Genomic DNA, 15,480 nt, shown 5'->3' with positions numbered 1-15,480 from the left:
CCCGCCCACCCACCCACAGCCACGTGTCACAGCTCCGGACTACTTGTTGCCGTCTGGGCCGTCGTTCGTTTCCGGTCCTTCGTCGGCACCGTCGGGCTGGTCGTTCGGGCCCTCCGGCTGGTCCACGGCGTCGGCCGGGTCGTTCGGGCCTTCCGGCTGGTCTGTGACCTGCTGGGTCGACGTGGTGTTCGAGTCCGGTCCGGTGGTGTTGGCGATGGCCAGACCGGCGCCGCCACCCACCAGGACGAAGGCCAGCACAGCCGCGCCGACCCACATGGGCTTCTTCATCGTTTCGTTCCTCCGTGGTTGTCGCCGGTGCTTCTCCAACCGGCAGGCGAATGCTCGTGGGTGAAAGCTGAACCGCCGCTGAACGCGCTGTTCAGCGGTCTGGTGGAGCCGGAAGGGCGAGCTGGACGCGGGTGCCGCCCTGGGGTGAGGCGGAGATGGTGACGGTGCCGTGGTGTGCGGCCGTGATCTCGGCAACGATGGCCAGGCCGAGGCCACTGCCCCCGTGGTCTCGGGCGCGGGCGTCGTCGAGGCGGACGAACCTCTCCAAGACGCGTTCTCTTTCTGGCACAGGGATTCCCGGGCCGTCGTCGTCGACCGTCAGACACACCTCGGAGTTGTTCTCCGTCACCGTGAACGCGACGGTCGTCTTCGCGTGGCGGGCGGCGTTGTCCGAGAGGTTGCGGACGACGCGGGCGAGTGCGTTCGGATCGCCGGTGACGCGGCCCGCAGACACCGTGTCGACGCGGACGCTCAACGAGGTCGTGATGCGCAGCCGGTGCGCCTCCGCGAACGCCAGGTCGTCCAGATCCACTGGTGCGCGACGCAGCGCCAGACCTGACTCGTCGGCGCGGGCGAGCAACAGCAGGTCCTCCACCAGGTTCTGCAGGTGGAGGGATTCGGTTTGGACAGGATCGGCGAGGTCGGTGACCGTGCAGAGTTCTGGATGCAGCTGTGCGACCTCGGCACGGCTTCTGATGGTCGCGACCGGGGTGCGGAGCTCGTGGGAGGCGTCGGAGACAAAGCGACGCTGGCTGTCGCTGGCCTTCTGCAGGCGGTGCAGCATCGTGTTCATCGTGCGGGCCAGCTGAGCGATCTCGTCGCCGGTATCTGGTTCGGGTACCCGCCGGTGGAGTTCAGTGGCGGTGATCGCGTCGACCTCGCAGGTGATGGCCGCCACCGGGGCGAGGGATCTGCCCACCACCAGCCAGGTGGTGAGCCCGACCAGGGCGAGCAGTGCGGGGGTGCCGGCGACCAGCAGACTGATCAGCAGCCGGGTCGACGCGGTCGGTCCGGCGAGGGTCTGCCCGACGATGACCGTCCACCGGGGTTCGCCTGCGTCGGTGGTGACCACGACCGCGAGCAACGGATCACCGCCGGGGCCGTGGGCGATCTCCTCCGACTGCCCGGGAAGGACGTGGCTGAGCCGGGTCTGGCCTGCGGCGTTCGGGCTGGACGCCACCACAGCGCCTTGGTCGTCGAGCACTTGAACGAACTGCCCTGCCGGGATCTCTTCGGGCAGGACAGGGGTGCCTTCCTCCGCGGTCTTCGAGGCGATCGCGGAGGCTCGTGCCGCGGTGGTGGTGCGAACGGTGGTCACCAGGTTCGCGCGCACCACCGTCACCAGCACGATGGCGCCGACGATCAGCGCGACCCCGACCACCGCGACCGCCGCGACGGTGGCGCGGGTCCGCATCGTGCGCGTCCACCTACTCATGGCCTTCGACCACCAACCGGTAGCCGGCGAGGCGCACGGTGTCGACCAGGTCGTTGCCAAGCTTGGCGCGCAGCCGTCTGATGTAGACCTCGACGACGTTCGGGTCGCCCTCGTAGTGCAGGTCCCAGACCTGGTGCAGGATCTCGGTCTTGCTCAGGACGGTTCCCGCCCGCCGGGCCATCAGGTCCAACAGCGCGTGTTCGCGTGCGGTGAGTTCGACCTCCGCGTTGCCGAGGAACACTTTCCGGGCGGCCGGATCCACCCGCAACTCCCCCACCGGGGTGCGCAGGGCGATCACGGCGGGCCGTGGGGTTGAGCCACGGCGGGCGAGACCGCGCAGCCGGGCCAGCAGGACCGGGTAGGAGAAGGGCTTGGTGAGGTAGTCGTCGGCGCCGATGTCGAGACCGTCGACCTCGTCCCACTCACCGTCCTTTGCAGACAGCATGAGTATCGGCGTCCAGTTCTGCTCGGCCCGCAGGGATTCACAGACCTTGTAGCCGTTGACGCCGGGCAGCATCACGTCGAGAACGATGACGTCGTAGAAGTTCTCGCGCGCATGCCAAAGACCGTCGACGCCGTTGCCGGCGACGTCGACGGTGTGTCCCTCGGCTTGCAGACCGTCGCGCAACGCGGCGGCGAAGCCCACCGCGTCGTCGACCACCAAGACCTTCATTCGCTCGACCAGACCCTGTTCGTCACCAAGAGGACGCAGATCGCCCACGTGACTCCTGCGCAAAACCCGGCAAGAACGTCGGAGACGTAGTGCACCGACAGCGCCACCCGCGAGAACCCGATGAGCGCGACCGCGAGTCCGACGATGCCGTAGAGGTAGATCTGGCCGGTGCGGTTCAGCTCACCGGCGAACAGGACGAACAGAACCGTCGCGGCCACCGCGGCCGACTGCGCGTGGCCACTGGGAAAGCTCAAGCCGCTCGCGTGGGCGATCGGGTCGGCCACCACCGGACGCGGCCGGTTCACGACGAACTTCAGCAGGTGGTTGAGCAGGCCGCCGCCGACCTCCGCCACGGCGGTGAAGACCGCGTCGCGCCATCTCCGGCGATGCAGGAGCCACAGGGTTATGGCGGTGAACAGCACGGTGTACACGGGCGCCGAGCCCGCGGTGCTGATGTCCTTCATCGTCGTGGTGAAGCCGGGTTGGGCCAGGGCGTAGGCGTGCAACCCATTGAGGGCAGCGGAGTCCACCGCCCTCAACGGTTCCCAGGCGACCAGCACGAGCACGAGCAGGGTCGTGAACAGTGCTGCCGCGAGCAGAACGACCGCCGTGTGCCTAGTGGCCACCATCGTTGTTTTCGTGGTCACTTTCTTGGTGTTCCTCGTGGTCGCCTCGGTGGTGTTCCCATTGGGTTCGTTCGCCGCCGTCCTCGTGGGCGGCGAACGCGCCTGCTCCCGCACCGATGGCCGCGGCCACCAGTCCCACGGCGACGAGTTGGGTGGCGCGATGGCGGACGAACCGGCCGAAGCCCCCTGGCCGGAGCGATGCGGCGGCTGTGTCAGGCTCGTTGCCCGGCGTCGGCTTCTCGGGGTTTTCCTGCTGGGACAAAGTGGTTCTCCTCTTGAAGGGTCACGTTCCGGTAGGCGGAGTGGAAGGTGTCGACGGTGTGCTCGAGGTCGTGGCCGGCGACGATGCGGAGGCTGGCGAGCCCGGCCTCCGTGCGGTCAGCGGGATCGCTCAGCGCGGTCAGCGCGGCAACGAGGGCGACGATGTCTCCGGGCGGGTACAGGTAGCCGTTCTCGCCGTGGTGCACGAGATGCGGAAGGGCCATGGCGTTGGCCGCGATGACCGGTAGTCCCGCGGCCATGGCCTCGAGCGTGGCGATGCTTTGCAGCTCGGCGGTTCCGGGCATGCAGAACACGTCCGCGCGACGCAGCACGGCGAGCATCTCGTCGTCGGAGAGGTAGCCGTGGAAGGTGACGGGCGCGCCCAGCTCGTCGGCCAGCGCCTCCCACTCCGTCCGGCAGCTGCCGACTCCGACCACTTCGGCCCGGACGTCGTTCGTGGACGCGACTGCCCGGATGAGGTCGTCGACGTTCTTCTCGCGGTCGAGCCTGCCGACGAAGGCCACGGTGATCGGTCCGGCGTGCGGTTCGCGTCGGGTCGCGTAGTGGCCGAGGTCGATGCCGCACGACACGGCGCGAACGTCGAGTCCTCTGCGCTGCAACAGCTCCGCGGCACGCGGCGTCGGGGCGGTGACCGCGTTCGCGGCCCGGTACACGCGGGTGACGTCCCGCCAGCCGATCTCGGTCACCACCCGCTGCAACCACTTCGGGAACGTGCTGTGGGCCAGCAGGTTCTCCGGCATGAAGTGGTTCGTCGCGACCACCGGGACGTTGCGCTCCTGAGCACCCGCGAGCACGGTCCGGCCGACCCCGAAATGAGCCTGCACGTGCACGACGTCCGGATCGGCGGCGGCGAGAATCGCGGGCAGGCTCCCGCGCACCCGCCACGGTGTGCAGACCCGGAACGTGGGGTGGAACGGCGTGCGCACGGAGGCGATCCGGTGCACCTGGACGCCGCCGACGAGGCCCTCGCTGTCGCCGTTGTCGGTCGACGGGCAGACAACGTGCACCTCGATGTCGCGTTCCGCCAGTCCTGCGGCGAGGCGGGCGGCGAACGTCGCGGCGCCGTTCACGTCAGGCGGGAACGTGTCGGCCGCGATCAGCACCCGCATCGGGCCGGGCTGCCGGGAGCTCGCCACCGGAGGTTCTTCCCGCGTCCGCGCCACCGCGAGCACTCCGGCGATGGCGAACGCGCCCGCGACCGCCTGTGCGGCCGCGATCAGGGGCGGAGTTCCTTCGCCGAGCACGACGAACCCGGCCAGTACCGCGGTCATCGGGTCGACCACGGTGGTCGCGGCGATCACGGTCGCGGCGGACCCGGCGGCGTAGGCCTGGTGCACCAGCAGAACTCCGACGAGCACGAGGACGGCGGACTGCGCGGCCAGCGCGATCGACCCGGTCACCGACGCCGCTCGGACGAGCGTGGACGCGAGACCGAACAACACCGCCGCCGAGGACGCCGAGACGAGCGCGCGGCCTCGCCCGCAGGCCAACCCGATGATCGCCGCCGCGGCGGCCGCGAAGTCCACCGGCAGCAGATTCGTCACGGCCGAGGCGGGCGCGTTGGTGACCGACAGCAGCACGAACGCCCCCGTGCCCGCCGCCACCACCAGGGCTGCCCGCCGGGCCTTGCCCGTCACGAACGCCGTCACGACCAGGCTCAGCACGCCGATCGGCTGCACCACCGTGACCGGGGCCAGAGTGAGCGCCAGGACGTGCAGGCCGGCGCCGGTCGCGGCGAGGGCGCCGCCGGCGAGCCATCGGGGATCGAGTACGACCCTGGACGCCTTGGTCGTGCGGACGGTTCGGTGCTGCAGGTGGACGGCGGCGGCGAAGCAGCACGCCGCCACGACTGCCAGGACGATCGCTAGGGGTGTCATGCCAGCCTCCGGCGGGGTGCGTGTGCAATGACCAGCAACAGGCCGATCTGCGCCGCCAGCGCGACGCGTTCGAGAAGGCCGCGCACGTCGGTCAGCGGCGTCCAGGAGAACTGGGCGAGTCCGAAGAGGACGGACGCCGCCACCGCGGTCGCCGTCCAGGTGCCGAGCTGCGCGGCGTCGAGAGCGCGGGCGACCTGCCAGCCGGCCAGCGGCAGGCACACCAGCACAAGTCCCCCGCCGATCCGGTGCAGCTCACCCGCGAACGTGGTGTCCGTGCTCGTGCGGTTCGTCGGGAAGATCACGCACATCGCGAGGCCCGTCTGCCACAACCGCAGTGCCGCACCCCCAGGCAGCCCGGCGAACGCGGTGGTGCCGCCGAGCACGAGCAGGACGATCGAGAGCGCGTAGAAGGCAGCGGTCGGCGCGGCCAGGGCGGCAGACGGCAGGAGGGCGACCTTCATGCCACGAAGGTGCAGGGCCCAGATGAGAGAACGATGAAGATCCACCGGCGTTCCGATGAGAACATCCGATTCGCCCGTTGAGGACCGTCACAACTTCGCGACCCGCGGCAATGCCACGTCACACCCGCTTGACAAACGAAGGCCAACATCTTCTACAGTCATGTAGAACTAAGCGAAGGCTTACCTGAACGAAGGTGGTGACACGTGCTCGTCAACAACGGGCTAATCGGGTTGCGAGAAGGACTCGAAGCCGCCCTGGTGGTGAGCATCCTGATCGCGTTCCTGGTGCGCACCGAGCGGCGCGACGCATTGCGCTTCGTGTGGATCGGCGTCGGAATCGCGGTGGCCCTGTCGGTGGCCATCGGCGCGATCATCACCTACACCGCGGCAACGCTGACGTTCCAGCAGAAAGAGATCTTCGGCGGCGCGATGTCCATCGTCGCCGTCGTGTTCGTCACCGGGATGATCTTCTGGATGCGGGCGACCGCCCGCACCATCGCCTCGGACCTGCGCGGGCAGATGAGTCAAGCGCTCGACCTCGGGCCGCGCGCCGTCGTCGTCCTGTCGTTCTTCGCGGTGGGCCGGGAGGGCCTGGAGACAGCCGTCTTCTTCTACTCCAGTGTGGACAGTGCGGGCGCCGGCACGGTGCAGCCGCTGATCGGCTTCCTCGCCGGCCTCGCGATCGCGGTGGCGCTCGCGTTCCTGCTCTACCGCGGCGCGATCAGATTCGACCTCGGCAAGTTCTTCCGGTGGACGGGCGCGCTGCTCGTGTTCGTCGCGGCTGGCGTGCTCGCCTACGGATTGCACGACCTGCAGGAAGCAGCCCTGCTGCCGGGGTTGAACACGCTCGCGTTCGACCTCAGCGACGCCGTCCCGGAGGACTCCTGGTACGGCACCCTCCTCAAGGGCATCTTCAACTACTCGCAGCGCACCACCGTGCTCCAGGCCATCGCCTGGCTCGCCTACGTGGCCGTGGTGCTGCCGTTGTTCCTGATCCGGCCGCGCACCCGCGCGGAATCCAAGTGAGAAAGCGGAGAACTCCCGTGCCGACTGCCCGCATCCTCGGGGTGAGCGCCCTGCTCGTGCTCTCCGCCTGCGGCTCCACCCAGAACAACGCCACCGGCACCGATGGCCCGATCGCGGTCGAGGCCGCGGACGACGCCTGCAGGGTCGCCCGCACCAGCGCGAACACCGGCAACGTGACGTTCGAAGTCACCAACAAGGGCACCAAGGTCACCGAGTTCTACCTCTACGCCGAGGGCGACCGAATCCTCGGCGAGGTCGAGAACATCGGGCCCGGACTCACCCGGCGGCTCATCGTCGAGGTCAGCGAGGCCGGCAAGCTGCAGACCGCCTGCAAGCCCGGCATGAAGGGCAACGGCATCCGCAGCGAGTTCACCGTCAGCGGTGACGGCAAGAAGTCCACCGACACCGACGCCAAGCTGCGCGACGCCACGTCCAGCTACCAGCACTACGTCAACTCGCAGGCGGACAGCTTCCTCACGAAGACCACCGAGTTCACCGACGCGGTCAAGGCCGGAAAGATCGACGACGCCAAGGCGCTGTTCCCGATCGCGCGCACGTACTGGGAGCGCATCGAACCGGTCGCGGGCAGCTTCGGCGACCTCGACCCGAAGATCGACGGCCGCGAGGACGTCATCGCCGAAGGCATGGAGTTCACCGGTTTCCACCGCCTCGAGAAGGACCTCTGGGTCTCCGGCGTCCAAGCCGACACCTCCTCCATCGCGGACCGGCTGCGCGCGGACGTGGAAGAGGTGGTCAAGCTCGCCAAGGGCGTCGAGCTCAAGCCCCTCGACCTCGCCAACGGCGCCAAGGGCCTGCTCGACGAGGTCGCGACCGGCAAGATCACCGGCGAGGAGGACCGCTACTCGCACACCGACCTGTGGGACTTCCGCGGCAACGTCGACGGCTCCAAGGCCGCCATCGCCTCGCTGCGCCCCGTCATCCAGGACAAGGACGCCGCGATGCTGTCCACACTGGACGACAAGTTCGCCGCGCTGGACAAGCTCCTGGAGTCGCATCGCAAGGGCGACGGTTTCAAGCTCTACACCGAGCTGACCCCGGACGAGGTCAAGGCGCTCTCGGACGCCTTGGACGCTCTGGGTGAGCCGGTCAGCAAGGTCGCGGAGGTCGTCACGTCCTGAGCGGCGCGAGCAGTTCGGGCACACTGGGCCGATGCGCCAACGAATCGTGACGCTGGCGGTCACGGCGGCCGTGCTGGCGATCGTGCTGTTCGGACTGCCGCTCGCGGTCGGCGTCGCGAAGTACAACCTGAGCGACGAACGCGCCGAGCTCGAACGGATCGCGGTACGAGCGGCGCTGGCGGTCGCCGACGATCCGTCCGGCTCCACACCACCAGCTCCCGCTGACGCCACGATCACGGTCTACTCGCCCTCCGGCGCGGTGCTCACCGGCACCGGACCGGAGGGCGACGACGTGGTCGCGGAGGCCGCGCGCACTCGCGACGTCGCCAGCTCGACGTCGAACGAAATCGTCGTCGCCGTACCGATCGTCCGGTCCGGTCAGACCACGGCGGTGGTCCGTGCGTCGACCACGCTCACCGAAGTCGTGGGACTGACCCTGCTGGCGTGGCTCGCGATGGCGGCCGGCGCGGCAGCCGCCGTGCTGATCACCTGGCGCGTCGCCCGGCGGATGGCCGCCCGGCTGACCAGGCCCGTGGAGAACCTCGCCGACCTCGCCCGCAACCTCGGCGACGGCGACTTCACCGTGCAGGCCGCCCCGTGTGGCATCAAGGAGATCGACGGCGTCGCGGACGCGCTGACCTCCACCGCGCACCGCCTCGGTGACACCCTCGAACGCGAGCGGGCGTTCACCGCGCGGGCCTCACACCAGCTCCGGACCCCGCTGGCCGGCCTCCGGCTGCAACTGGAGGCGGCGCTGGAGGCTCCCACCGATCCACGCCCTGCCCTGGAGATCGGTGTGCAGGCGGCCGACAGGCTGGAACGCACGATCGACGACCTGCTCGCCCTGACCCGCGACTCGCCGCGTCCCGCACGGGCCACCGTCGACCTGGCCGCCGTCCTCGCGGACTCTCCGGCCGCATGGCGAGCGCAGCTCACGACGGAACGCAGGGACCTGCGCGTCGACGTCCACGCCGCACCACCGCTCGCCGCCTCCGAAGCCGCGGTCAGGCAGATCCTGAACGTGCTGGTGGACAACGCGATCGTGCACGGACGAGGAACGGTCGCGGTCCTCGCGCGCGAAACCGCCGGAGCGCTCGCGGTCGACGTCTCCGACGAGGGCGACGCGGGAGAAGCCGACCTGTTCGCACCCCGGCCACGCGTGGCGACCGGACACGGCATCGGCCTCGCCCTGGCGCGCAGTCTGGCCGAGGCGGAGGGCGGTCGCCTCGTGCTGACGGACCGCTCCCCCACCCGTTTCACACTGCTGTTGCCTCAGCCGGGCTTCACCGCCTGAGGCTCCCGGCGGAACGGCGCCACCAGCGTGGGCACGACGTGCTTCCGGTTGTGGACCAGCGCCACCACCGCCAGGACCAGGTAGATGCCGCACAGGACGTAGCGCGCGGTCTGGCCGGGGAAGACGAACTGGACCGCGAACAGCCCCAGCAGCGTCCAGGCCGCCCAGCGGGGGAACCGCAGTGCGAGCAACGCGGCCACACCGAGCAACGTCTGCGTGGCGGTGAGCAGGAACTCCTCCACCTGCCGCGCGTCGAGCACCAGCCCGCCCGCACCGCCGCCTCCGGCCAGGTAGGCGATCGGCAAGCTGCCGACCAGCAGCGTCCACTGGTTGACCTTGCTGGAGATGAGCGTGCCGATCGCGTCACTCGCGTTGCCGCGCACGGCGAACAGGATCGCCACGATGAACTCGGGTGACTCCGACGCGAGCGGGGCGAGCCACTGCACCAGCAGGAACTCGTCCACGCCGAGTTCACGGCCGGTGCTGATCAGCGCCTGTGCGAAGGGTTCCGCGCTGACCACGATCACCACGGCCGCGAAGAGGAACAGCGCTACCACGACCGTCCGCCTGGCACGCCGGGGCAGTGCGCCGATCGTCGCGGCGGGTCCGACCAGGTGGGGTTCCCCGACCTCGGCGCGCGACATCTTCCACAGGTAGAACGCGAAGAAGCCCAGCAGGGCGAACCCGAGCAGCAGCGAGATCTGACCGGTGGCGGGCACGACGAACGCGACCAGCGAGGCGATCGCCAGAAACCCGAGTTCCACCCGGTAGCCGGATTCGAGCACGAGTTCCCGCACGGTCCTGCCGGTGCGCCGGCTGGCCAGCGCCAGTCCGACGAGCACCACCAGCGACCAGCCCAGTCCCAGCAGCAGCCGGTTCGAGCCGGTCATGTTAGCGGCCGCGTAGGCGACGTAGGTGGGGTCGGACCCGGCCGTGTAGGCGAAGTAGAGGTCAACGGCGTACTCGGGCAGCACGGCGATCACCGCGAGGAGGGCGATCGCGAGCCCGCCGGAGATGTCGACCTGTGCGGCCTCCGCCGCCCAAGCGAGCACGAACGACGCGGCCACCACGGCGGCGCCGAACATCAGCAGCGCGATCAGGGCGTCCGGGTGCGGGCCCGCGGACCGCGCGACGAGCGCGGGAACGGTGAGTGCCGCGCACAGCGCCAGCGGGCGGAGCAGTGTGGCGTACAAGGGATCGGGTTCCTTCCGGACAGAGCCCGGCCGGACCCCAGGGGAAGGCTCGGCCAGGCATCACTGCGTGGCCGAAGGTCTCGTCCACCGGTCTGCCGACCGGCCCCACCGCCGGAGAACACGAGGTTCTCAGTGTGTCGACGCGTGGTGTTGCGGACTACTCCCCTTCGGAGTTGCCCGAACCCTAACTCCCATTTCGTTAATTTCGCAAGTGTGCAAGTGTTGTGGAGGTGGGCGTCACGCGGCCGGGATGGGAAGATGGCCGCACCATGTCTCCGACGCCCGCGGCGAACCCGCTCCCGCCGCCCGAGCCGACGCCGGCTCAGCTCCGGTCGGCAGCAGACACGTTCTCGTTGCTGGCAAGTCCTGTCCGGCTGCACCTCGTGTGGCTGATCACCCACGGCTCTTACGACGTCGGCACGCTCGCCGAGCACGTCGGAATCGGCATCGCCACGGTCTCCCAGCACCTCGCGAAGCTCCGTCTCGCCGGCGTCATCACCGCCCGGCGGGACGGCAGGCGACAGCTGTACGCAGTGGACGACCCGCACGTGCTCTCCCTGGTGGACCAGATCTTCGAGCACATCGCCCCGGACGGCACACTCGCGCCTGATCCACCTCGAACCGGAGTCACCCCACCTCCGAGCGGATGAGCCGCGCACGTCGCACAGCGGCGATCAGCAACGGTTCCATGAAGACGCCGCACGCACCGATCAGCGCGCCCAGCAACAACCCGGCCAGCACGTCGTGCGGATAGTGCGCACCCGCCAAAACCCTCGCCGCAGCCATCGCCAACGCGAACACGACCGCCGCCACTCCCCATCGGCGGTTCAGCAGGAAAAGCGACACGGCGAACGCCGCCGCGATCGTGGTGTGGTTGCTGGGAAACGAGAAGTCCGTCGGCGCTTCGCAGGGCAGGAGCATCGGGAAGTTCACGACCGTGCGGCAGGGCCTGGGTTCGGCGATGACGTTCTTCACGACGAGGCCGATGGTCGGCGCGATCGCCATGGAGGCCGGTACCCACAACGCCCGTGCGACCAGTTCGGGCATGCCACTGCGGGCGGCCCAGACCAGCAGGGCCAGCACGACGACCCCCAGGGCGACCAGGCCGTACTCGTTGAAGAGGACCAGGGGTCGTTGCAGCCACGCCTCTTGCTGAACCCACTCACCCACCGACACGAACCATTGCGTCTCCGTCACACCAGCGACGCTATGTGGAACAGGGACAACACCTCGCACCCGTTCGGTTAACGCGCAGTTTGCCTTTGCGCCCCAACGCGGTTCGCGGGATAGGGTCGAGGACATGCAGAGGGTGCTGCTGGTCGAGGACGACAGGACCATCGGTCAGGCTTTGGAGTCGAGTCTTCGGTTGCACGGCTACGAGGTGGAATGGTCGTCGACCGGCGCGTCCGCCCGTGCCGCCGAGCCTGCCGATCTGGTGCTGCTGGACCTCGGTCTGCCCGATGTGGACGGTGTGGTGCTGTGCCGGGAGCTGCGCGCCCGGATGCCGCAAGCCGTGGTGGTGATCCTGACGGCCCGGGTTGACGAGATGGACGTCGTGATGGGCCTGGAAGCGGGCGCGGACGACTACCTGACCAAGCCGGTACGACTCGGCGAGCTGCACGCGCGGATCAAGGCGCATCTCCGTCGCGGTCCCGCCGCTCCGGCGGCCGAGCACGTGATCACCGTGGGGGCGTTGAGAATCGACACCACCGCGCGTCGAGTAACGGTCGACGGAGCCGAAGTTCCGTTGCGCGCCAGGGAGTTCGATCTGCTGACACGCCTGGCCGAACAGCCCGGCACGGCGGTCAGCCGCGACGCGCTGATGACGGACGTGTGGGACGCGCACTGGTACGGCTCCACGAAGACGCTCGACGTGCACATCGCCGCGTTGCGCCGCAAGCTCGCCGAGCCGTCCGGCCGGTCACCGGAGATCACCACGTTGCGCGGTCACGGCTATCGGCTGGAGGTCACGCCCGCCGGGCCTTGATCAGTTCACGCAGCACCGGGATCGCCGACAGCAGCACGATCACGGCGATGATCGGCAGCAGGTAGGTGTCGATGTTCGGGATCCGGCTGCCCAGCAGGTATCCGGCGATCGGCAGACTCACCGCCCACAGCAGGCCACCCACGACCTGCCAGAGCGTGAACACGACCACTGGCACCCGCAACGCGCCCGCGAGCGGGTTGAGCACCGTGCGCACCAGCGGAATGAACCGCGCCAGCACCACAGCTTTGCCGACGCCGTACTTGGTCAGCGTCTCCTCGGCGCGCTGTGTCGCCTGCACCAGGCGTGGCCGATCGGGGCGGTTCAGCAGACGTGGGCCGGCAGCGCGGCCGATGTAGTAGCCGGTCTGCGCGCCGAGAATCGCCCCTGCGGCCGCTGCCGCGATGACCAGGCTCAGCGACAGGTTCAGCGCGGTGGCGGAGAGCAGGCCCGCGGTGAAGAGCAGCGAGTCCCCTGGCAGGAAGAACCCGACCAGCAGGCCCGTCTCGATGAACATCACCACGAACACGCCCACAGGCCCGAACGTGGCGAGGAGGCTGTGCGGATCGAGGATGTTCAGTGCGATGGCGTTCACGAACCCAGTGTGACGAAGCAAAGGTTAACTGACGGCAATCTGTATCTACAGGGCTGTAGATTCAATGGCGTGCACGTACTGATTGTCGACGACGAGGCCGCTGTGCGGGACTCGCTGTCGCGCACGCTCAGGTTCGAAGGTTACGAGGTCAGCGTGGCCACCAACGGCGCCGAAGGCCTCGAAGCCATTCGTACCCGCAAGCCTGACGGCGTGATCCTGGACGTGATGATGCCCGTGCTCGGCGGCCTCGACGTGTGCCGGGCGCTGCGGGCCGGCGGTGACACGACGCCCGTGCTCATGCTCACAGCGCGTGACAACGTCACCGACCGCGTGGAAGGCCTGGACGCCGGCGCGGACGACTACCTCGCCAAGCCGTTCTCGCTGCTGGAACTGCTCGCTCGGGTGCGGGCGCTGTTGCGGCGCGGCAGCGTGCAGAGCGGCGCGGCGGGCGAAGAACTCCGGTTCGACGACCTGGTGATGCGGCCGGACACTCGTGAGGTTCACCGCGCTTCCCGTCCACTCACGCTGACCCGGACGGAGTTCTGCATTCTGGAGACGTTCCTGCGCAACCCGAAGGTCGTGCTGACGCGGGCGGTGATGGCGGGCCACGTGTGGGGTTACGACTACGGCACACCGTCCAACGGAGTGGACGTCTACGTCGGCTACCTGCGCCGCAAGCTGGAAGCCGACGGAGAGCGCCGCCTCCTGCACACCGTGCGCGGCGTCGGATACGTCCTGCGAGACGACCCCCTGTGAACCGCCTGATGTCCTTGCGAACCAGGTTCGGCCTGCTCGCCGCCGGTGCTGCCGCGGTCGCCGTGATCATGGTGGCGATCGCCTCGTGGCTCGTGGTGCGGGCCAAGCTCGACCGGCAGTTCGACGACCAACTCCGCTCGTACACGCAACTCGCCGCCACCGCCGGCACCCCGGCCGAGGCGCTCACCCTCATCCAGCCTGCCGAGCACGACGACGGACCCGGTCACAGCGAGCTGATCGTGCAGTTCACCCTGGCCAACGGCTCCGTCGCCGCCGCAGGGGCGAAGCACGGCGAACGCATCCCCACCACCGGCTCCGGCCAGGTGCAGAACGTCCACATCGGAGACGAGCAGTACCGCGTCTGGTCCGTGCCAGGCCGCGACGGTGTCGTCCAGGTCGCTCGCGACGCGGAAGGCATCGAGTCGACCTTGGCCGAACTCGGTCTGCTGCACGCCGCGGTCGGCTTCATCGGAGTGCTCGCGGCCGCCGCCCTCGGCAGCAGCGTGGCCCGCACGGCGCTACGGCCGGTGGACGACCTCACCGCCGGCGCCGAGGAGGTCGCCCGCACCCAGGACCTGACGGCCAAGATCCCGACGCGCGGACAGGGCGAGATCGCCCGGCTGGCGGAGGCGTTCAACGCGATGCTCACCGCGCTCGGCGACTCGAGGACAGCCCAACGCCGGCTCGTCGAGGACGTCAGCCACGAGCTGCGCACCCCGTTGACCAGCCTGCGCAACAACATCGAACTGCTGGTGCACGCCGAAACCATGGGCGGCGACCTCGCTGCCACCGACCGCTCTTCCTTGTTGCGCGACCTCGAAACGCAGATCGTCGAACTGAGCACGCTCATCGGCGAACTCGTCGAACTCGGCAAGGGCGAGACCAACCAGGAGCCCACGAGCTTCCTCGATCTCGCCGACGTCGCGGGCGCGGCGGTAGAACGCACTCGCGCCCGTGCGCCGCACGTCACGATCACGACCCAGCTCGCCCCCGTGCCGCTGATCGGCCGCCCGGCCGCGCTCGAACGAGCAGTCCTGAACCTGCTCGACAACGCGGCGAAGTGGAGCCCGCTCGGCAAACCCGTGCACGTCGCACTGCGAGCGACAGGAGGAGTCGCGCGGCTCTCGGTGACCGACCACGGGCCCGGCATCCCGCCTGATGACCTCCCGCACGTGTTCGACCGCTTCTACCGCGCGGAATCCGCGCGAGCGCTACCCGGCTCCGGATTGGGGCTGGCGATCGTCGAGCAGGTCGTGACCAGCCACGACGGCATCGTGCGCGCAGTAAACCGCGCTGGCGGCGGCACTCGACTCGAGGTGCTTTTGCCGCTGCGCTCGCAGTCCGAGACAACGCTCCAGGGAGACCGCCAGTGACCGACAACGCTCCGACCGGACAGCACGACGAGCCCGATCTGGGTGTCTCCCGGCGGAGGCTGCTCGGGTTCGCGGGTGCCGGTGTGGCGCTCGCGGGCGCGGGCGCCGCCGCCGGTGTGCTCGCGACCAAGGCGTCTCCCGAGGTCGAGAACGTCGCGGCGGCCAAGGTGCCGTTCCGCGGTGAGATCCAGGCCGGCATCACCACGCCCGCCCAAGACCACATGCACTTCGTCGCGCTGGACGTGAAGACGAAGAGCCGGGACGAGCTGGTCGCGTTGCTCAAGGAGTGGACTCTTGCCGCGGAACGGATGACGGCGGGCCAGGAGGCGGCGGAGAACGGCGCGGTCGGTGGCAACGCCGAGGCGCCGCCGAAGGACACCGGCGAGGCGCTCGACCTGCCCGCCTCGGCGTTGACGATCACCATCGGGTTCGGGCCGTCGCTGTTCGACGACCGGTTCGGGCTCGCGTCGAAGCGGCC

17 protein-coding genes are annotated in these 15,480 nt (G+C 69.3%); 8 read left to right on the top strand and 9 right to left on the bottom strand.

Features of this window, described 5'->3' with window-relative positions:
• Positions 1-39: 39 nt before the first annotated feature.
• The 6 genes from ACFWNN_RS45240 to ACFWNN_RS45215 all read right to left on the bottom strand — a co-directional run bounded on the left by ACFWNN_RS45240 (position 40) and on the right by ACFWNN_RS45215 (position 5,642).
• The gene (locus ACFWNN_RS45240) at positions 40-288 is read right to left on the bottom strand and encodes a hypothetical protein (RefSeq protein WP_382446153.1); all 249 of its coding nucleotides are present in this window, start codon (positions 286-288) and stop codon (positions 40-42) included.
• Between the two features lie 91 nt (positions 289-379).
• A complete protein-coding gene (locus ACFWNN_RS45235) occupies positions 380-1,723 on the bottom strand; it encodes an ATP-binding protein (protein WP_382446152.1) in 1,344 nt (447 codons plus the stop codon).
• Positions 1,716-2,396: a response regulator transcription factor gene (locus ACFWNN_RS45230; protein ID WP_382446151.1), complete on the bottom strand. Its 681-nt coding sequence runs from the start codon at positions 2,394-2,396 to the stop codon at positions 1,716-1,718. The genes ACFWNN_RS45235 and ACFWNN_RS45230 overlap by 8 nt, the downstream gene beginning before the upstream one ends.
• Positions 2,393-3,043, bottom strand: coding sequence for a phosphatase PAP2 family protein (locus ACFWNN_RS45225; RefSeq protein ID WP_382446150.1), 651 nt, complete (start codon positions 3,041-3,043; stop codon positions 2,393-2,395). Before ACFWNN_RS45225 ends, ACFWNN_RS45230 begins: the two co-directional genes overlap by 4 nt.
• A 191-nt stretch (positions 3,044-3,234) precedes the next feature.
• Entirely contained in the window at positions 3,235-5,181 is a 1,947-nt protein-coding gene (locus tag ACFWNN_RS45220; protein ID WP_382446149.1) for a glycosyltransferase, read from the bottom strand.
• Positions 5,178-5,642: a DUF998 domain-containing protein gene (locus tag ACFWNN_RS45215; RefSeq protein ID WP_382446148.1), complete on the bottom strand. Its 465-nt coding sequence runs from the start codon at positions 5,640-5,642 to the stop codon at positions 5,178-5,180. Before ACFWNN_RS45215 ends, ACFWNN_RS45220 begins: the two co-directional genes overlap by 4 nt.
• A gap of 204 nt (positions 5,643-5,846) precedes the next feature.
• Here ACFWNN_RS45215 and efeU point away from each other — a divergent pair, with 204 nt between their 5' ends.
• The 3 genes from efeU to ACFWNN_RS45200 are packed head-to-tail and all read left to right on the top strand — an operon-like array spanning position 5,847 to position 9,101.
• On the top strand, positions 5,847-6,668 hold the full coding sequence (gene efeU, locus ACFWNN_RS45210; protein ID WP_382446147.1) for an iron uptake transporter permease EfeU: 822 nt from the start codon (positions 5,847-5,849) through the stop codon (positions 6,666-6,668).
• Positions 6,669-6,685: 17 nt separating this feature from the next.
• A complete protein-coding gene (efeO, locus tag ACFWNN_RS45205; protein WP_382446146.1) occupies positions 6,686-7,807 on the top strand; it encodes an iron uptake system protein EfeO in 1,122 nt (373 codons plus the stop codon).
• Positions 7,808-7,838: 31 nt separating this feature from the next.
• Positions 7,839-9,101 (top strand): histidine kinase dimerization/phospho-acceptor domain-containing protein, encoded by a 1,263-nt coding sequence (locus ACFWNN_RS45200; protein ID WP_382446145.1) that lies wholly within the window; start codon positions 7,839-7,841, stop codon positions 9,099-9,101.
• Here ACFWNN_RS45200 and ACFWNN_RS45195 read toward each other — a convergent pair.
• The gene (locus ACFWNN_RS45195; RefSeq protein WP_382446144.1) at positions 9,080-10,294 is read right to left on the bottom strand and encodes a sodium:proton exchanger; all 1,215 of its coding nucleotides are present in this window, start codon (positions 10,292-10,294) and stop codon (positions 9,080-9,082) included. The genes ACFWNN_RS45200 and ACFWNN_RS45195 overlap by 22 nt on opposite strands.
• Positions 10,295-10,563: 269 nt before the next feature.
• Between ACFWNN_RS45195 and ACFWNN_RS45190 the strand changes: the two genes are divergently transcribed.
• On the top strand, positions 10,564-10,944 hold the full coding sequence (locus ACFWNN_RS45190; protein ID WP_382446143.1) for an ArsR/SmtB family transcription factor: 381 nt from the start codon (positions 10,564-10,566) through the stop codon (positions 10,942-10,944).
• Here the strand turns inward: ACFWNN_RS45190 and ACFWNN_RS45185 are convergent.
• The gene (locus ACFWNN_RS45185) at positions 10,922-11,491 is read right to left on the bottom strand and encodes a phosphatase PAP2 family protein (protein ID WP_382446142.1); all 570 of its coding nucleotides are present in this window, start codon (positions 11,489-11,491) and stop codon (positions 10,922-10,924) included. The genes ACFWNN_RS45190 and ACFWNN_RS45185 overlap by 23 nt on opposite strands.
• Before the next feature lie 103 nt (positions 11,492-11,594).
• Between ACFWNN_RS45185 and ACFWNN_RS45180 the strand changes: the two genes are divergently transcribed.
• Positions 11,595-12,281, top strand: coding sequence for a response regulator transcription factor (locus ACFWNN_RS45180; protein WP_382446141.1), 687 nt, complete (start codon positions 11,595-11,597; stop codon positions 12,279-12,281).
• Here ACFWNN_RS45180 and ACFWNN_RS45175 read toward each other — a convergent pair.
• Positions 12,262-12,873 (bottom strand): DedA family protein, encoded by a 612-nt coding sequence (locus tag ACFWNN_RS45175; RefSeq protein ID WP_382446140.1) that lies wholly within the window; start codon positions 12,871-12,873, stop codon positions 12,262-12,264. The two genes, ACFWNN_RS45180 and ACFWNN_RS45175, sit on opposite strands and share 20 nt — an antisense overlap.
• 69 nt (positions 12,874-12,942) lie before the next feature.
• On the opposite strand from ACFWNN_RS45175, the gene ACFWNN_RS45170 reads away from it, so the two are divergent.
• The 3 genes from ACFWNN_RS45170 to ACFWNN_RS45160 all read left to right on the top strand — a co-directional run.
• Entirely contained in the window at positions 12,943-13,629 is a 687-nt protein-coding gene (locus tag ACFWNN_RS45170) for a response regulator transcription factor (RefSeq protein ID WP_382446139.1), read from the top strand.
• 8 nt (positions 13,630-13,637) lie between these two features.
• Positions 13,638-15,002, top strand: coding sequence for an ATP-binding protein (locus ACFWNN_RS45165; protein ID WP_382446138.1), 1,365 nt, complete (start codon positions 13,638-13,640; stop codon positions 15,000-15,002).
• Positions 14,999-15,480, top strand: a 482-nt coding sequence (locus tag ACFWNN_RS45160; RefSeq protein ID WP_382446137.1) for a Dyp-type peroxidase domain-containing protein, incomplete at its 3' end; no start/stop codon positions are given. The genes ACFWNN_RS45165 and ACFWNN_RS45160, both read left to right, overlap by 4 nt.

Origin of the sequence: Lentzea sp. NPDC058450, assembly GCF_042721395.1 — a bacterium.
Classification (GTDB): domain Bacteria; phylum Actinomycetota; class Actinomycetes; order Mycobacteriales; family Pseudonocardiaceae; genus Lentzea.
Note: the sequence above shows the minus strand (reverse complement) of the source record. Positions and strands in the feature narration are given on the sequence as shown.